Source organism: Paragemmobacter amnigenus (assembly GCF_009908265.2).
GTDB lineage: Bacteria > Pseudomonadota > Alphaproteobacteria > Rhodobacterales > Rhodobacteraceae > Paragemmobacter > Paragemmobacter amnigenus.
This window is the reverse complement of sequence record NZ_JAAATX020000016.1, coordinates 72,316-87,733: the sequence shown is the minus strand read 5'-3', so window position 1 is coordinate 87,733 and position 15,418 is coordinate 72,316. Positions and strand designations below refer to the sequence as shown.

Annotated in this window: 16 protein-coding genes and 1 pseudogene; 8 read left to right on the top strand and 9 right to left on the bottom strand. The window is 68.3% G+C overall.

Going from position 1 to position 15,418, the window contains the following annotated elements; all coding sequences use genetic code 11:
* Nucleotides 1-133, top strand: a pseudogene (locus GU927_RS19255) (phosphonate ABC transporter substrate-binding protein); the annotation flags it as partial.
* 67 nt (nucleotides 134-200) lie between these two features.
* Here the strand turns inward: GU927_RS19255 and GU927_RS19250 are convergent.
* Together GU927_RS19250 and GU927_RS19245 are read right to left on the bottom strand one after the other, a co-directional pair.
* Complete coding sequence (locus GU927_RS19250) at nucleotides 201-980, bottom strand: carbohydrate ABC transporter permease (RefSeq protein WP_161764030.1); 780 nt, start codon at nucleotides 978-980, stop codon at nucleotides 201-203.
* The gene (locus GU927_RS19245) at nucleotides 977-1,831 is read right to left on the bottom strand and encodes a carbohydrate ABC transporter permease (protein WP_161764029.1); all 855 of its coding nucleotides are present in this window, start codon (nucleotides 1,829-1,831) and stop codon (nucleotides 977-979) included. The genes GU927_RS19250 and GU927_RS19245 overlap by 4 nt, the downstream gene beginning before the upstream one ends.
* 169 nt (nucleotides 1,832-2,000) lie before the next feature.
* On the opposite strand from GU927_RS19245, the gene GU927_RS19240 reads away from it, so the two are divergent.
* Together GU927_RS19240 and GU927_RS19235 are read left to right on the top strand one after the other, a co-directional pair.
* Complete coding sequence (locus GU927_RS19240; RefSeq protein ID WP_161764028.1) at nucleotides 2,001-2,741, top strand: metallophosphoesterase family protein; 741 nt, start codon at nucleotides 2,001-2,003, stop codon at nucleotides 2,739-2,741.
* A 3-nt stretch (nucleotides 2,742-2,744) separates the two neighbouring features.
* A complete protein-coding gene (locus GU927_RS19235; protein ID WP_161764027.1) occupies nucleotides 2,745-4,175 on the top strand; it encodes a bifunctional serine/threonine-protein kinase/universal stress protein in 1,431 nt (476 codons plus the stop codon).
* A 30-nt stretch (nucleotides 4,176-4,205) separates the two neighbouring features.
* On the opposite strand, the gene GU927_RS19230 is transcribed toward GU927_RS19235, so the two are convergent.
* Genes GU927_RS19230 through GU927_RS19210 form a run of 5 tightly spaced genes read right to left on the bottom strand, consistent with a single transcriptional unit; the run spans nucleotide 4,206 to nucleotide 9,038 of the window.
* On the bottom strand, nucleotides 4,206-5,672 hold the full coding sequence (locus tag GU927_RS19230) for an aldehyde dehydrogenase (RefSeq protein WP_161764026.1): 1,467 nt from the start codon (nucleotides 5,670-5,672) through the stop codon (nucleotides 4,206-4,208).
* Between the two features lie 7 nt (nucleotides 5,673-5,679).
* The gene (locus GU927_RS19225) at nucleotides 5,680-6,717 is read right to left on the bottom strand and encodes an LLM class flavin-dependent oxidoreductase (RefSeq protein WP_161764025.1); all 1,038 of its coding nucleotides are present in this window, start codon (nucleotides 6,715-6,717) and stop codon (nucleotides 5,680-5,682) included.
* Entirely contained in the window at nucleotides 6,714-7,643 is a 930-nt protein-coding gene (locus GU927_RS19220) for a flavin reductase family protein (RefSeq protein WP_161764024.1), read from the bottom strand. The genes GU927_RS19225 and GU927_RS19220 overlap by 4 nt, the downstream gene beginning before the upstream one ends.
* Complete coding sequence (locus GU927_RS19215; protein WP_161764023.1) at nucleotides 7,640-8,464, bottom strand: alpha/beta fold hydrolase; 825 nt, start codon at nucleotides 8,462-8,464, stop codon at nucleotides 7,640-7,642. The genes GU927_RS19220 and GU927_RS19215 overlap by 4 nt, the downstream gene beginning before the upstream one ends.
* On the bottom strand, nucleotides 8,436-9,038 hold the full coding sequence (locus tag GU927_RS19210) for an amino acid synthesis family protein (protein WP_161764022.1): 603 nt from the start codon (nucleotides 9,036-9,038) through the stop codon (nucleotides 8,436-8,438). Before GU927_RS19210 ends, GU927_RS19215 begins: the two co-directional genes overlap by 29 nt.
* Nucleotides 9,039-9,137: 99 nt before the next feature.
* On the opposite strand from GU927_RS19210, the gene GU927_RS19205 reads away from it, so the two are divergent.
* The gene (locus GU927_RS19205) at nucleotides 9,138-9,812 is read left to right on the top strand and encodes a GntR family transcriptional regulator (protein ID WP_161764021.1); all 675 of its coding nucleotides are present in this window, start codon (nucleotides 9,138-9,140) and stop codon (nucleotides 9,810-9,812) included.
* Nucleotides 9,812-10,096 (top strand): DUF1330 domain-containing protein, encoded by a 285-nt coding sequence (locus GU927_RS19200; RefSeq protein ID WP_161764020.1) that lies wholly within the window; start codon nucleotides 9,812-9,814, stop codon nucleotides 10,094-10,096. The genes GU927_RS19205 and GU927_RS19200 overlap by 1 nt, the downstream gene beginning before the upstream one ends.
* A gap of 109 nt (nucleotides 10,097-10,205) precedes the next feature.
* Here the strand turns inward: GU927_RS19200 and GU927_RS19195 are convergent, their stop codons facing one another.
* A complete protein-coding gene (locus GU927_RS19195; RefSeq protein WP_161764019.1) occupies nucleotides 10,206-11,093 on the bottom strand; it encodes a LysR family transcriptional regulator in 888 nt (295 codons plus the stop codon).
* Nucleotides 11,094-11,221: 128 nt separating this feature from the next.
* Here GU927_RS19195 and GU927_RS19190 point away from each other — a divergent pair, with 128 nt between their 5' ends.
* The 3 genes from GU927_RS19190 (at nucleotide 11,222) to gph (ending at nucleotide 14,674) form a co-directional block, all read left to right on the top strand.
* Nucleotides 11,222-12,445, top strand: coding sequence for an acyl-CoA dehydrogenase (locus tag GU927_RS19190; RefSeq protein WP_161764018.1), 1,224 nt, complete (start codon nucleotides 11,222-11,224; stop codon nucleotides 12,443-12,445).
* Nucleotides 12,446-12,633: 188 nt separating this feature from the next.
* Nucleotides 12,634-14,016, top strand: coding sequence for an NAD(P)/FAD-dependent oxidoreductase (locus GU927_RS19185; RefSeq protein ID WP_161764017.1), 1,383 nt, complete (start codon nucleotides 12,634-12,636; stop codon nucleotides 14,014-14,016).
* A gap of 4 nt (nucleotides 14,017-14,020) precedes the next feature.
* Complete coding sequence (gene gph, locus GU927_RS19180; RefSeq protein WP_161764016.1) at nucleotides 14,021-14,674, top strand: phosphoglycolate phosphatase; 654 nt, start codon at nucleotides 14,021-14,023, stop codon at nucleotides 14,672-14,674.
* On the opposite strand, the gene GU927_RS19175 is transcribed toward gph, so the two are convergent.
* Complete coding sequence (locus tag GU927_RS19175; RefSeq protein WP_161764015.1) at nucleotides 14,661-15,344, bottom strand: VOC family protein; 684 nt, start codon at nucleotides 15,342-15,344, stop codon at nucleotides 14,661-14,663. The genes gph and GU927_RS19175 overlap by 14 nt on opposite strands.
* Nucleotides 15,345-15,418: the final 74 nt, after the last annotated feature.

Here is a 15,418-nt window from a genome sequence, read left to right as displayed (position 1 = left end):
CGAATTCTTCGTGTCCGACGACATGGCCGGTCCCGATGGCCCGCTGGCGGCCTATGGTCTGGTGTCCGACCCCGAGCTTGCCGCGACGCAGGACGCGGTCGCGAACGAGGTGGTCATGGGGCCGCTGCAGTAAGCAGCCTTCTCGCCGTGAACGGGGAAGGGCGGGCCTGCGGGTCCGCCCTTTTGCGTTCTGCGGCGCGTCAGGCGCGCAGGGTGAAGCCGCGGGCCAGGTGGTTGCGGACCAGCCAGATCATGCCCAGCCCCGGAAGGAGCGACAGGCAGGTCATCGCCATGACCATTCCCATATCCGTCTGGAAACCGAACATGGCGCTGATTGCCATGGTCACCGGTTTGCCCGCCGTCACCGTCAGGATGCGGGCGAAGACCACCTCGACCCACGAGAAGATGAAGCAGAAAAACGCCGCGACCCCGATCCCCGGCGCGATGGCGGGGATCAGGTGGCGGAAGAAGAAGGACGCGCCGGAATGGCCGTCGAGGAAGGCTGTCTCGTCCAGCGCGCGGGGCACGGCGCGGATGAAGCTTTCCAGTATCCAGATCGCGACGGGCAGGTTGAACAGGCAATGGACCAGCGCGATCCCGACCGGCGAGTTCACGAGGCCGAGCTTTGAGAACAGGATGAAGATCGGCAGCGACAGCACGACGGGCGGCGTCACGCGGAAAACGAGGATGAGCAGCAGGAAATGCCGGTCGCCCACGAAGCGGTAGCGCGCCAGCGCATAGGCGGCCGGCAGCGCCACCGCGATGCAGAGCAGGAGGTTGAGCACCACATAGACCGCCGAATTGACCATGGCCGCGCGCAGCTCCGGCGCGGCGAGGACGGCGGCATAGTTCATCAGGCCGACCGCCCCTTCGGCCAGCCCGTCCTTGGGCAGGGTGACGACGAAGCTCAGCATCACCGCCTGCGCCAGCGGCAGCAGGATGAAGAGGGCCAGCGCCAGAAGTCCTGCCGCGCGGATCATGCCGTCTCCTCTGTCCGGCGGGTGGCGATGACGAAGGCCCAGACCACCGCCAGCACGAACAGGAAGTAAAGCGTCGCCCGCGCCGCCGCCTGACCATAGGAAAAGCCCTTGATCTCTTCGCCCAGTTCCAGCGTCAGGAAGCGCGTGGCGTCATCCGGACCGCCCGCGTTGATGGTGAAGGCCTCGATATAGATCATGAAGCTGTCGACGAAGCGCAACAGCAGCACGATGGCCAGCGCGCCCGAGATGCGGGGCAGTTCGATGTGGCGGAAGATGGCCCAGCGGCTGGCGCCGTCGATCGCGGCGGCCTGACGGTAGGCGGGCGGGATGGCCGACAGCCCCGCATAGGCCAGCACCACGACCAGCCCCAGCCAGTGCCACGTGTCCATGGTCAGGATCAGCGCCCATGTGTGCCATGCGGTGAATTTCCAGTCGAAGCCCGCCGCCGCCAGCCACGGTCCCACGATCCCCGTGCGGGCATCGACCAGCCCCAGCCAGAGCATCGGGATCATGTTCCACGGCACGACCAGCGGCAGGGCGCAGAGCATCAGCCCCCAGATCGCCCGCCGCCCGAACCCCACGAGCAGGAGCGCCACCATGATCCCCAGCGGCACCTGTATCGACAGGGCCAGCGCCGAGAACAGCAGGCTGCGCCCGAGCGAGGCGAGGAAACGGTCCGATTGCAGGATGTCCCCGAACCACTCCACCCCCACCCATTGCACGTCGGACAGGGTGAAGATGTCGTGGAAACCGTAATTGATCACCGCCAGAAGCGGCAGCGCCCCCACCACGCCCAGCAGCAGGAGCGCGGGCAACAGCAGCAGCCACGCGCGGTTGTCATGGGGCTGCATCGCGTTCCTTCCGCCCGTTTCCCGTGGCGCGCAGTCTGGCCCGCAGGCGCGGGGGGATCAATCCGCATTTGCGCGGCACGGGGCGCGGGGACTGCGACTTCGGGTGTCATTGCGGCAATGGGGGCGGGGTGCCTATGCTGCTTGCGCGGCGTGAACGGGTGGGCGGGGCGTGCGGACGGCGATCATTACCGACATCCATGCCAACCGCGAGGGGCTGGAGGCCGTGCTGGCCGACCTTGCCGGACGCGGGGCGGACCGGATCGTCTGTCTGGGTGACATCGTGGGCTATGGCCCCGATCCGGTCTGGTGCGTCGAGACGGTGGCAGCGCTTGCCGCACAGGGGGCTGTCGTCCTCAAGGGCAACCATGACGCAGCCATCGCTACGCCCGACAGCGGCATGAACGTGACGGCGCGGCGGGTGATCGACTGGACGCGACCGCTGCTCTCTGCGGATCACCGCGCCTTTCTGGACGGACTGCCGATGACCCATCGGGAGGGGGATCTGTTCTTTGTCCATGCCAGTGCGAATTCGCCCGCGGACTGGATCTATGTCACCGACCCCGCCCGTGCGGCGGGAAGTTTCGCCGTGACCGATGCCCGCGCGATCTTCGTGGGCCACCGCCATGTCCCCGACCTGATGAGCCGCTCTTTCGACGGGCGCATCCAGCGCCAGGGTTTCGCCTTTGCCCAGCCTGTGCCGCTGATCCGCACGCGGCGCTGGCTTGCCGTCGTGGGTGCGGCGGGGCAGCCGCGCGACGGGGTGCCAAAGGCGGGCTATGCCATCTTCGACCACGACCGCAACGAACTGTCCTTTCACCGTGTGGCTTGCAACACGGCGCGGACAGTGGGGAAAATCCGCGCGCTGGGCCTGCCCGAAAGCCTTGCCGTGCGACTGAACTGGGGGGCCTAGGGCATGTTGCGACCGCGCGAGGGGCTGGAGATCGACGGTTTCACCATCGGGCCATGCCGGCACAGGGGCGGCTTCGCGACGATCTGGGAGGCGACCCATCCCGACCACAAGGGCCGTCTGGCGATGAAGGTGCCCACCATCCTTGACGGGTTCGATGCGCCCACCATCGTGGGCTTCGAGATCGAGCAGATGATCGTGCCGCGCCTGACGGGGCCGCATGTGCCACGGGTGGTGGCCTTGGGCGATTTCTCCTCCATGCCCTATATCGTGACGGAATGGATCGGCGGGGGATCGCTGCTCGGCCCGTTCGCGCAGGCGCCGCTGCCCCTGTCCGACGTGCTGGAAATGGCCGCGCGCATGACCGAGGCGGTGGTGGACCTGCACCGCCAGCATGTCATCCATTTCGACCTGAAACCCGCGAACTTCCTGCGCCGTGACAGCGGCGAATACGTCGCGATCGATTACGGCCTTGCCCGCCACGACCTGCTGCCCGACCTGCTGGCGGAAGAATTCACCGTTCCCCTGGGCACCTTTCCCTATATGGCGCCCGAACAGTATCTGAAGCAGCGCGACGACCTTCGCAGCGATATCTTCGCCCTTGGCGCGATGTTCTACGAGCTGTGCACGGGCCATCCGCCATGGGGCGAACCCGCCAGCCTGCGCGGGGTGCGAAAGCGGTTGTGGCGCGATCCGGTGCCGCCGCGTGCGCTGGTTCCGGCCCTGCCCGAATGGTTCCAGGAGATCGTCCTGCGCTGTCTGGAGGTGGACCCGCAGGCGCGGTACCAGTCGGCGGGACAGTTGCTGTTCGATCTGCAGAACCCCGCGCAGGTGCGATTGACCGCGCGGGCGCGCAGGATGCGGGCGGATGGCAGGCTTGCCGTGTTCCGCCGCTGGCGCCGGATGCGCGGGGTCCGGCGGCTGTCCGATCCGGTCAGCGTCAGCGCGCAGATGGATCAGGCACCCGTGCTGATGGTGGCGTTGGACCTGTCGCCCGAGGCCGAAGCGCTCAACCGTCATATCCTGACGACGCTGCGCCGGATGCTGGCGGTGCAGCCCGATGCGCGGGTGTCCTGCGTGAACATCCTCAGGACCGCGCGGATCGGGATCGATCAGGCCACGGATGACGCGGGCGAGCATCTGCATGTCATGCGCCTTGTCGCGCTGCGCGACTGGGGGGCGGAACTGGAGCTGGACGAGGGGCGGATTTCCTTTTCCGTGCTGGAAAGCAGCGATCCGGCGGGGGCGATCATCGCCCATGCCAACCGGAACCGCGTCGACCATATCCTGATGGGCGCGCGCGGACATTCCGCGACGCGGCGCTATCTCGGCTCGGTCTCGGCGCAGGTGGTGTCCGAGGCGGCCTCGAGCGTGACGGTGGTCCGCCTGCCCGAAAGCGCCCTGCCGCAGGAAGATGCAGCAGAGGTGGCGGCCTGACCCGCTCCGGCCCGTTCGCGGGCGGACTGGCTAGCGCATGACGAAGGGGTCGGGGATCGGGTCGTCCGAGGTGCGCAGCCAGACGGTTTTCGTCGTGGTGTAATCCAGCGCGGCGGCCATGCCCCCCTCGCGCCCGTGGCCCGACAGTCCGTGCCCGCCAAAGGGCGCGATGGGCGAGACGGCGCGGTAGGTGTTCACCCAGACCACGCCCGCGCGCAGGCCGCGGATCATCCGGTGCGCGCGGGTCAGGGATTGCGTGAAGACGCCGGAGGCAAGGCCATAGGCGGTGTCGTTGGCCTTTTCCAGCGCCTCTTCCTCGGTCGTGAAGGGGGTGACGGACAGGACGGGGCCGAAGAATTCCTCCGACAGGGCAGGGGCGTCGGGGGCATCGGAACAGTCAAGGATCGTGGGCGGGAAGTAGAAGCCCGGGCCGTCGATCGCCGCGCCGCCCGTGACGATCTTCGCCCCCTTGGCGACGGAGGCCGCGATGGTGGCCGCGATATGGTCACGCTGCCGCGCGGTGCAGAGGGGGCCGACCTCGGTTGCCATGTCGTCGGGGGCAGCGATGCGGATCGCTTCGGCCTTGGCCTTCAGGCGGGCAAGGAAGGCGTCCTTCACCGATGCCTCGACCAGCAGGCGTGAGCCTGCGACGCAGCTTTGCCCCGTGGCGGCGAAGATGCCCGACACCTGCGCGTTGGCCGCGCTGTCCAGATCGGCATCGGCAAAGACGATGAAGGGCGACTTGCCCCCCAGTTCCAGCGAGGTGGAGGCAAGGTTGTCGGCCGAGTTCCGGACCACCGCCCGCGCCGTGGCGGGCCCGCCGGTAAAGGCGATATGGGCGACCCTGGGATGGGTCGTCAGGACGTGGCCGCAGGTGGGGCCAAAGCCCGTGAGGATGTTGACCACCCCCGCCGGAAAGCCCGCCTCATGCACCAGCCGCGCGAAATGCAGCAGGGGGGCGGGGCCGTCCTCGGAGGCTTTCAGCACCACGGTGCAGCCTGCGGCAAGGGCGGGGCCGAGCTTGACGGCAGAAAGGAACAGTTGCGAATTCCACGGCACGATGGCGGCGACGACGCCCACGGGTTCGCGGCGGGTCCAGACTTCCATGTCGGGCTTGTCGATGGGCAGATGCGCGCCTTCGATCTTGTCGGCGATCCCTGCGTAATAGCGGTAGTATTCGGCCACATAGGCAATCTGGGCCGTCGTCTCGCGGATGATCTTGCCCGTGTCGCGGGTTTCCAGCCGTGCAAGCTCGGGCGCCGCCGCCTGCACCAGATCGGCCAGTTTCAGCAGCAGTTTCCCCCGCTGGCTGGCCGTCATCTTCGGCCACGCCCCCGTGCGGAAGGCCCGCTCTGCCGCGCTGACCGCGCGGTCCACCTCTGCCGCGCGCGCCTCGGGCATGTCGGCCCACGGGGTGCCCGTGGCGGGGTCGATGCTGGGAAAGCGGGCCGCGCCATCCTCGAACGCGCCGTCGATGTAAAGCTGGAAGCGGTCCATCTGTCCCTCAGGCAAAGGCGGGCATCACGTCTTCGATAAAGCGCTTGAGGCTCGCGCGCTTTCTCTCGAAGCTTTGCCCGCTGTCGATCCACAGCGAGAATTCGTCATATCCCAGCGCCTCGATCCGGCGCAGCTTTTCGATCACCTCGGGCACCTCGCCGATCAGAAGGTTCTCGCGCATCACCTGCGGGGAATAGAAGGGGTGGGCGGCGATCTCTTCCTCGGTCAGGGGTTCGATCAGGCCCTTGGTGATGGGCCGCTTGTTCAGGAACCACGCGCCGAAATAGTTGTAGAAGCGGTTGAGTTCGTCCGCCGCAAGGTCGGCATCGGCCTTGTCCGCCGCGACATAGCCGTGTTGCAGCACCATGATCTTCGGGCGCGGCACCTCGGGCGACTTGGCGCAGGCGTCGTTGAAGCGCTGCATCAGGCTTTCGATTTCGGAAAACGGGTTGTGCAGGGGCGTGCATTGCACGTTGCAGCCGTTGGCCACGGCGAATTCGTGGCTGTTCGGGTCGCGCGCGGCCACCCAGATCGGCGGGTGCGGCTGTTGCAGTGGTTGCGGCGCGCTGGTCGTGGCGGGGAATTGCCAATACTGCCCCTCATGCGCGTAATCGCCCGCCCAGAGGCCCTTGATCGCGGGGATCAGCTCGCGCATCCGCCCGCCCGCGTTCCATGCGTCAAGGCCGGGCATGACGCGTTCATATTCGAAACTGTAGGCCCCGCGCGCGATGCCCAGTTCCAGCCGCCCGTCCATGATGATGTCGGCCATCGCGGCCTCGCCCGCCAGCTTGATCGGGTGCCAGAAGGGGGCGATGACGGTGCCGGTGCCAAGGCGGACATTCTTCGTCCGCCGCGCAAGGTCGACAAGGTTCAACAGCGGGTTCGGCGCGATGGTGAAGGACATCCCGTGATGTTCCCCCGTCCAGATTGCGCACATGCCGCCCTCGTCGGCCATGCGGCAAAGTTCCAGCATCTCCTCGTACAGGCGCGGTTCGGGATCGGTGGGGCTGACACGCTCCATATGGACGAAGAGCGAGAATTTCATTTGGTCTTCTCTCCCGCGACCAGCGCGACCTGGCCTGCATTCTGGTTGCCGAAATAGATGCCGTAATTGCCCATGCGCGATTCCTCGGCCAGCCGGTCCAGCATGGTGCGCAGCGCCTGATCCGTCACCTCCGCGAATGACGCAGGGGTCAGGTCGACGAAAGCCCCCTTGGCGGGGGTGCCTGCGGTGGCGGGGCAGCGGAAGGCGATGTGCTGCTGCCCGCGCGCCACATCCTCGAACACGGAGTAAAGGGGGCCGGGCGCGGCCTCGATGCCCGTGGCGGCGATCAGGGCGGCAAGGGCCGCCGTCGTCCCGTCCCGCCCCACCCGCGCCGTGGGCAGCGTAAGCCCGCCGAAGCCGTCATCGACCAAGAGCACCTGCCCCGCGCGTTCGAGGATGGCCGACACGATGATGTCCGGCCCCGTGGGCACGGTGGCTTGCGTCGCGACGGGGGTGAAATAGGTGCCGCGGTAATAGCCCAGCCCGGGGGCAGGGGTGGCCTGGAACGCCTCGACCCGGCCCAGCAGGATGGCGTGATCGCCCGCCTCGACCACCTGATGCAGGGCGCAGTCGAACCATGCCGACACGTCCGGCAGGATCGGGCTGCCCGCCGGTCCCGCCTGCCAGTCGATGCCGGCGAAGCGGTCCTCGGACGGGCGGGCAAAGGTGTTGGACAGCGCCTTCTGCCCTTCGGACAGGATGTTGACGGCAAAGCCGCGGGCCGTGGTGAAGTTTACGTAATTTACGGAATTTTGCGAGATCTGCACCAGCAGAAGCGCCGGGTCCAGCGAGACGGAGGCAAAGCTGTTGGCGGTAAAGCCCAGCGGTCTGCCCTGTCCGTCACGGGTGGTGACGATGGTCACGCCGGTCATGAAGGTGCCGAAGGCATCGCGCAGCGCGCGGCGGGGGTCTTGCGGTTGGGTCATGCGCGCAGCCCTTCGGTTTCCGCCATCAGCGGGGTTTGCAGCCAGTCCCGCAGCGCCGCCGTGACGCGGTCGGGCGCGGTCAGGTTGACCATGTGGCGGTGGCCTTCCACCACCACCGCCCGCCCGCGCGGGGCTGTGGCGGCCATGGTCCGCGTCATCTCGGGCGTGGAATTCGCATCGCCATCCCCCGTCAGCACCAGCGCAGGGCACAGGATGCCGCCCCAGCGGTCGGCATAGACATCGTCGCCCGTGGCAAAGGCGCGGTAGGCGGCGGCATAGCCTGCGCGGTCGACCTCCTGCAGCCAGCGGGCGACCTGCGCGCGGATGGGGGCATCGGCATCGGTGAACCAGCGGGCCAGCGGGGCCTGCGCGTCGAATTCGCCCCGCGCCATCGCCTCGGCCCGCGCAGTGACGGCGGCGCGCGCCTCTGCCGTGCGGCGGTGGACGGCGTTCAGCACCGCCACGCGGCGGATCAGTTCGGGATAGTCCGCCGCCAGCCCCGTCGCGATCAGCGCGCCCATGGAATGGCCCGCGACATTCACCGCCCCCACCCCCAGCGCAAGGATCGTCCGTGCGGCCCAGTCGACATAATCGGGCAGCCGCGCCCCTGCGGACAGCAAGTCCGACCGCCCGTGCCCCGGCATGTCCAGCGCGAAGACGCGGTGCGTCGCCGCCAGCGCGGCAATCTGCGGTGCCCAGGCGCGGGCGTTCAGCCCCACGCCATGGATCAGGACCAGCGCCTCTCCCGTGCCGTCCTTGGGGCCGACCTCGATCAGCCCGACCTCTGCCCCGTCAGACAGCAGCAGGGTTTTTGACATCATGGCCCAGATCCTTCAGGTCCTGATAGCGGTCCCCGATGCGGTGATGCGGGCGGCCACCCACCGATGCGCCAAGGGCCACCACGATCTCGTCCGCCGCGGGGGCGTCGGGGATGGCGAAGTGGACGGTCAGGTAATGCGACCGGCGGCCTTCGTCGTTCTTGTCCATCAGCGGGATCATCACGGGCGTATTCGCGCCCCCGCGAATATTGGTGAAAGCCAGATAGGTCTTGGCCCCCACCGCCTGCCGGTAATGGTTGCCGAAGCGCAGCGTGTGGATCAGGGCCGAGGCATGTTCCACCTCGCCGTCCAGCCCCACGATCGCGGCCTTGCCATAGCCTTCGACCACATCGCCGCCGCCCGCCGCGTCCAAAATCATCCCCGTCAGCAGCGCGCCCAGTTCGGGGGCCACATCATGGATCTCGGGCTTCAGATCCTCCACGAAACCGCGCCCCGCCCAGGGGTTCCGCACCACCGCTGCCGCACCGATCAGCTTCAGCGGGCGGGGTGCCGCGCGGCCCCCCTCGATCAGCGTCGTCTCGACATGCAGCAGCGTCTTGCGGATTTCGGCGGGCATCGGGAACCTCGTTTTGCAGTTCCCTGTATGATGGTATACCATAAGACGGGATGTCAACGAGTCGTTGCGACCCCCAATGTCGCAGGCTAGGGTCAACGCATGGAACAGCCGGAAAAAGACGCCCTCCGCATCGACCGCCCGCCGCAGACCCTGCGCGAGATCGTGCTGGCGCGGATGCGCGCGGCCATCATCGCGGGGCGCTTCCCGTCCGGCGCGCGGCTGGTGGAACGCACGCTGTGCGACCAGCTGGGCGTCAGCCGCTCGGTCGTGCGCGAGGTGATCCGGATACTCGAGGCAGAGGGTCTGGTGGAAAGCCTGCCCAACCGTGGCCCTGTCGTGGCGCGGCTCGACTGGGCGCAGGCGCGGCAGATCTACGATATCCGCCTGCTGCTGGAGGGAAGCGCGGCAGCCGCCTGCGCGGGCGTGGCGGATGCGGGCGTGAAGGCGGAGCTTGCCGCGGCGCTGGCCGCCATCCGCGCGGCGCAGGGCGCGACGGATGCGGTGTTCGAGGCGACCACGCGGTTCTACGAAATCATCTTCCAGTCTGCGGGCCACGCCATCGCGTGGGAGATCGTGCAGCGCCTGAACGGCCGCATCAGCCGCCTGCGCGCCCTGACACTCGCCGCGACCGACCGTCCCGTCGCCGGACCCGACCGCATGGCGCGCATCGCCGCCGCCATCGCCGCGGGCGACCCCGCCGCCGCGCGGCAGGCGGTGGAAGATCACCTGACCGAAGCCGCCGCCATCGCGCGGCGGATGCTGGAGGCCACCTGATGCCCGCCTACTGGATCGCCCATGTCACGGTCACCGACCCCGACCGCTACCGCGATTACCAATCCCTAGCCCCCGCCGCTTTCGCCCGCTTCGGCGCGCGCTTCCTTGCGCGGGGTGGCGCGGCCGAGACGCTGGAAGGCCCCGCCCATGCCCGCCATGTGGTGATCGAATTCCCCGATCTCGCCACCGCGCGGGCCTGCCATGCGAGTCCCGAATATGCCGCAGCCCGCGCCGCCCGTGCAGGGGCCGCCGAGGTGCAGGTGGTGATCGTCGAGGGCCTTTAGGCGCCGCGTGGCGCAGGGCAGCGGCTGTCCGCATTTTCTGTCCGCAAATATCCACAGGGGGTGAATGACCCGCAGGGTCAGAGGGGGCGCGTGCGCCCCCTGTCCCCGCTCAACGCGGGCGCTGCCCGTCGATCCAGTCGCGGAAGGCGGCAAAGGGCGGGCGCGGGGGCAGGGCGCGCGGCCAGACCAGCCAGTAGCTGCCCGCCGCCCGCACCGGCGGGCCGAAGGCGGGGACAAGCCGCCGGCTGCGCAGATCGTCCGAGATCAGGAATGTCGGCAGAAGGGCGATGCCCAGACCATGGATCGCCGCCTGCTGCATCGTGGCGAACTGGTCGAAGAGCATCCCCCCCGGCCTTTGCCCCGCCACGCCCTGTGCCGCCAGCCACCGGCCCCAGTCGCCCGTCCGGCTTTCGATTTGCAACAGCGGATGGTCCATGATCCCCGCCGCCGCTGTCAGGGGGGATGGCAGGAAGGTCGGCGCGCAGACGGCCTGCACCTCTTCCTCCATGAGCAGCAGGTGCTCGGCCCCTGTCCAGTCGGGGCGGCCGTAATGGATGGCGGCATCGAAGCCCTCGGCCTCCATATCGAAGGGGCGCAGGCGGGTGGAAAGGCTGAGCGACACCTGCGGATGGCGCGCGCGGAAATCGGCAAGGCGCGGGGCCAGCCAGTGCATCCCGAAGGCGGGCAGGATGGCGAGTGTCAGCGCCCCCCCCGTCTCGCCTGACCGCAGGCGCAGCGCGGCCTGTCCCAGCGTGTCCAGCGCGCGGCGGACCTGCGCCACATAGTCCCGCGCGGCGGGTGTTGGGCGCAGGCGCTGGCGGTCGCGGATCATCAGCGGCGTGCCCAGTTGCGCCTCTACCTCCTGCAGCGCGCGAGAGATGGCGCCGGGGGTCAGGTTCAACTCGCGCGCGGCGGCGGTGGCGGTGCCCAGACGCTCCACCGCCTCCAGCGCCAGAAGGCCGGGCAGGGCGGGCAGGTGACGGCGGGGCGGAATCATGTGAGTGATGCGCAACATGTTTGCAGGATGTTTCGCTATTCAGTCACAATCCCATGCGCCATACAAGCCGCAAGTGGCGCGACTCGCGCGCAGCTGTCACGATGCCCCAAACGGATGGGAGACGGATCATGAGCCTTGATGCCCCGAAACTGAAAGCCAAGGACGCCCCCGATCTGGGTCGCTTCGACTGGGAAGACCCCTTCCGCCTGAACGACCAGCTGACCGAGGAAGAGCGGATGCTGCGCGATGCGGCCCGCGCCTATGCGCAGGAAAAGCTGCAACCGCGCGTGACCGCCGCCTATCGCGAGGAGCAGACGGATCCCGGCATCTTCCGCGAGATGGGCGAAATGGGCCTTCTGGGCGTGACGATCCCCGAGGAATATGGCGGGTTGGGCGCGTCCTATGTGGCCTATGGCCTTGTGGCGCGGGAAGTGGAGCGGGTGGACAGCGGCTATCGGTCCATGATGTCGGTGCAGTCCAGCCTCGTGATGTATCCGATCTATGCCTACGGAACCGAGGCGCAGCGGGCGAAATACCTGCCCAAGCTGGCGTCCGGCGAATGGATCGGCTGCTTCGGCCTGACCGAACCCGATGCGGGGTCCGATCCGGCGGGGATGAAGACGGTCGCGAAGAAGACGGCCAACGGTTACGTCCTGAATGGCGCGAAGATGTGGATTTCCAACGCGCCCATCGCGGATGTCTTCGTCGTCTGGGCCAAGTCCGAGGCGCATGGCGGCAAGATCAAGGGCTTCGTGCTGGAGAAGGGCATGAAGGGCCTTTCTGCGCCGAAGGTGGGCGGCAAGCTGTCGCTGCGGGCCTCCATCACGGGCGAGATCGTGATGAAGGATGTGGAAGTGGGCGAGGATGCGCTCCTGCCCAATGTCGAGGGGCTGAAGGGGCCCTTCGGATGCCTGAACCGCGCGCGCTATGGCATTTCCTGGGGCGTGATGGGGGCGGCAGAGTTCTGCATGCAGGCCGCGCGGCAATATGGCCTTGACCGCAAGCAGTTCGGCAAGCCGATCGCGGGGACGCAGCTTTACCAGTTGAAGCTTGCGAACATGATGACCGAGATTTCGCTGGGCCTGCAGGCATCGCTCCGCGTGGGGCGGCTGCTGGACGAGGCGAATGCCGCGCCCGAGATGATTTCCATCATCAAGCGCAACAATTGCGGCAAGGCGCTGGAGGCGGCGCGCTGGGCGCGGGACATGCATGGCGGCAACGGGATCCAGGAGGATTTCCAGATCATGCGCCACATGGTGAACCTTGAAACGGTGAACACCTACGAGGGCACGCATGACATCCATGCGCTGATCCTTGGCCGTGCGATCACGGGCGTGCAGGCGTTCTTCTGACGGCGCAGGCGGAGTTTGACGCAAACTCCGCCTCGAAATCTGACGCAGATTTCGGGCCATGACCTTCGGGCGGGCGCGGAATTTGCGTCAAATTCCGTCGCGTTTTCTGTGTCAGAAAACGCCCTGCGCGGCGGTGGTCCTGTCGTTTCGGGATATGACAGACCGCGCCGCGCCGCTACTCTGCGCCCATGACACAGCCTGCCCGACTTGGTGACGTTTCCTTCTGGTATGCCGATATCGGCCTGCCCGACACCCGCCGCCCCGCCCTTGATGGCGATGCCGAGGCCGATGTCTGCATCATCGGTGCGGGCTATACCGGCCTGTGGTCGGCCTATTACCTGAAACAGGCCGCGCCCCATCTGTCGATCATCGTCTGCGAGCGTGACTTCGCAGGCTTCGGCGCGTCGGGGCGCAATGGCGGGTGGCTGACGGGTGGCTTTGCGTGGAGCCATGAGAAATACCTGAAAACCTCGTCCGAGGGGGCCGTGCGCGCCATGGTGCAGGCCATGAACGGCACGGTGGACGAGGTTATCCGCGTGGCGGGGGCCGAGGGGATCGAGGCCGACATCCTGCGGACGGACGAATTGATGGTGGCCGTCACCCCCGCCCAGATGGCGCGGGTGGAGGGCGAGGTGGCGCACCGGCGGCACTGGGGCGAGAACCGCGTCCATGTGATCGGCGCGGGCCAGACGCGCAGCCGCGTGAACATCCCCGGCGCGCTGGGCGCGATGGTGGTCGAAGGCGTGGCGCGGGTGCAGCCTGCGAAACTGGCGCGCGGTCTGGCGCGGGTGGTCGAGGGGATGGGGGTGCGCATCTGCGAGGGCACGACCGTCACCGCCATCGCCCCGCGGCAGGTCACGACCGACCGAGGCACCGTCCGCGCCCGCCATATCCTGCGCTGCACCGAAGGTTTCACCGCGGGCCTCCCGGGCCTGCGGCGCGAGTGGCTGCCGCTGAATTCCGCCCAGATCGCCACCGAACCCCTGCCGCCCGAGGCATGGGAGCAGATCGGTTGGCAGGGCCACGAAATCCTTGGCGATTTCGCCAATGCCTATTGCTATTGCCAGCGTACGCGCGAGGGGCGCATCACGGTGGGCGCGCGGGGCGTGCCCTACCGTTTCGGGTCGCGCACCGACACGTCCGGCGTGCCGGATGCGGAAACGGTGCGGCGGCTGACCGCGATCCTGCACCGCCATTTCCCCGTGACCCGGAATTACCGCATCGACCATGCCTGGTGCGGCGTCCTTGGCGTGCCGCGCGACTGGTGCGCGACGGTGGGCTATGACGGAGCGACGGGGATGGGCTTTGCGGGCGGCTATGTGGGGGTGGGGGTGTCCACCTCGAACCTGTCGGGGCGGACGCTGGCCGATCTTGTGCTGGCGCGGGACAGCGACCTTGTCCGCCTGCCATGGGTCAACCGTCCGGTGCGGAAGTGGGAACCCGAACCGCTGCGCTGGCTGGGGGTGCGGGGAATGTATGCGCTTTACAATCTGGCCGACCGGCACGAGGCGGCGACGGGCGGCCCGCCCTCGCGTCTGGCGAAGCTGGGCAACTGGCTGACGGGGCGGTGAGGGGATGGCGCGCGCGATCCTCTTCGATCTGGACGGCACGCTGGTCGACAGCGCGCCCGACATCCATGCGGGCGTCGCCGCGCTGCTGGTGGAAGAGGGGATGGAGCCACTCCCCTTCCACACCGTGCGCGGCTTCATCGGCAATGGCGTGCCGGTTCTCGTCACGCGGGTGATGGCGGCGATGGGGATGGGGGACGATCCCGCCCGCCATGCGGACCTATGCGCACGGTTCATCGAACGCTATGAACATGATCCCGGCGGCCTGACCCGCCCCTATGACGGGGTGGCGGCGGCGCTGGCGCGGCTGGACCTGCCCAAGGGTCTTTGCACCAACAAGCCAGAGGGGCCGACGCGGGCGCTTCTGGCGCAGATGGGCTGGACCGGGCATTTTCCGGTGATCGTGGGCGGCGACACGCTGCCCGTCCGCAAACCCGACCCCGCCCCCCTGCACGAGGCGGTGGCGCGTATCGGCGGCGGTGTGGTGCTGTTCGTGGGGGATAGCGAGGTCGATGCCGAAACGGCGGAACGGGCAGGGGTGCCGTTCCTGCTGTTCACCGGCGGCTATCGCAAGACGCCGGTGGCCGACCTGCCGCATGACGCGGCCTTCGACCATTGGGACGACCTGCCCGCGCTGGTCGCGCGGTTTACAGGAGCGTGACGCGCAGACCGTCCGGACCCGTCCGCTCTCCCGCCGGCTGACCCGTGCCTGTCATCCGCAGCCCGCGCCACAGGGCGTTGGCGGCAAAGGGCGCCGCCCTGCCGCGCAGGTCGGGCGGGCCGTAAAGTTCCACGACACTCTCGCCATGGCGCAGGAAGCGGACATGGGTCACGCCTTCGGGGCGGTCCAGATCGACGGCGGCAAGGGGTGTCAGGCCGAGGTCGCGGAAGAACCGCTCGCTTGCCGCGATATCGGTGCAGGGGATGCCGATATGGTCATGCCCCGCGATGCCCGCCGCCGCCGCAGGGCCGCGCCGCGCGCAAAGCTCGATCCGCGCGCCTTCGGGGCCGCGCAGGAAGACGTATCGCACGCCCGTGCCCCAGAATTCCGCGATCTCGCGCGGGCCGTCGGGGGTGGTGCCCTCAAGCTCTGCCCCGCGCGCGATCAGCGCGGCCAGCGTCGCATCCACATCCGCCACCGACAGCGCCAGATGGTCGATCTTGCCATGGCCTGCGGGCGCATCCGCCCCCACGAGCGCCACCGTTTGCGACCCCAGCCGCAGCAGGCCACCCCCCGCATCAGAAAAGCCGAAGACCCGCAAAAGCAGCGCGGTGGCGGCCGTCCTGTCGGTGACGGCGAGTTCGGGGATGATGGTCGCGTCTGCGGTCATGGTTCGGCCCTTCTTCCCGTCGCCTCTGGCAGAAGCGCGGGCCGCAAGCAATAGGATGCGACGGGTCCCGCCCG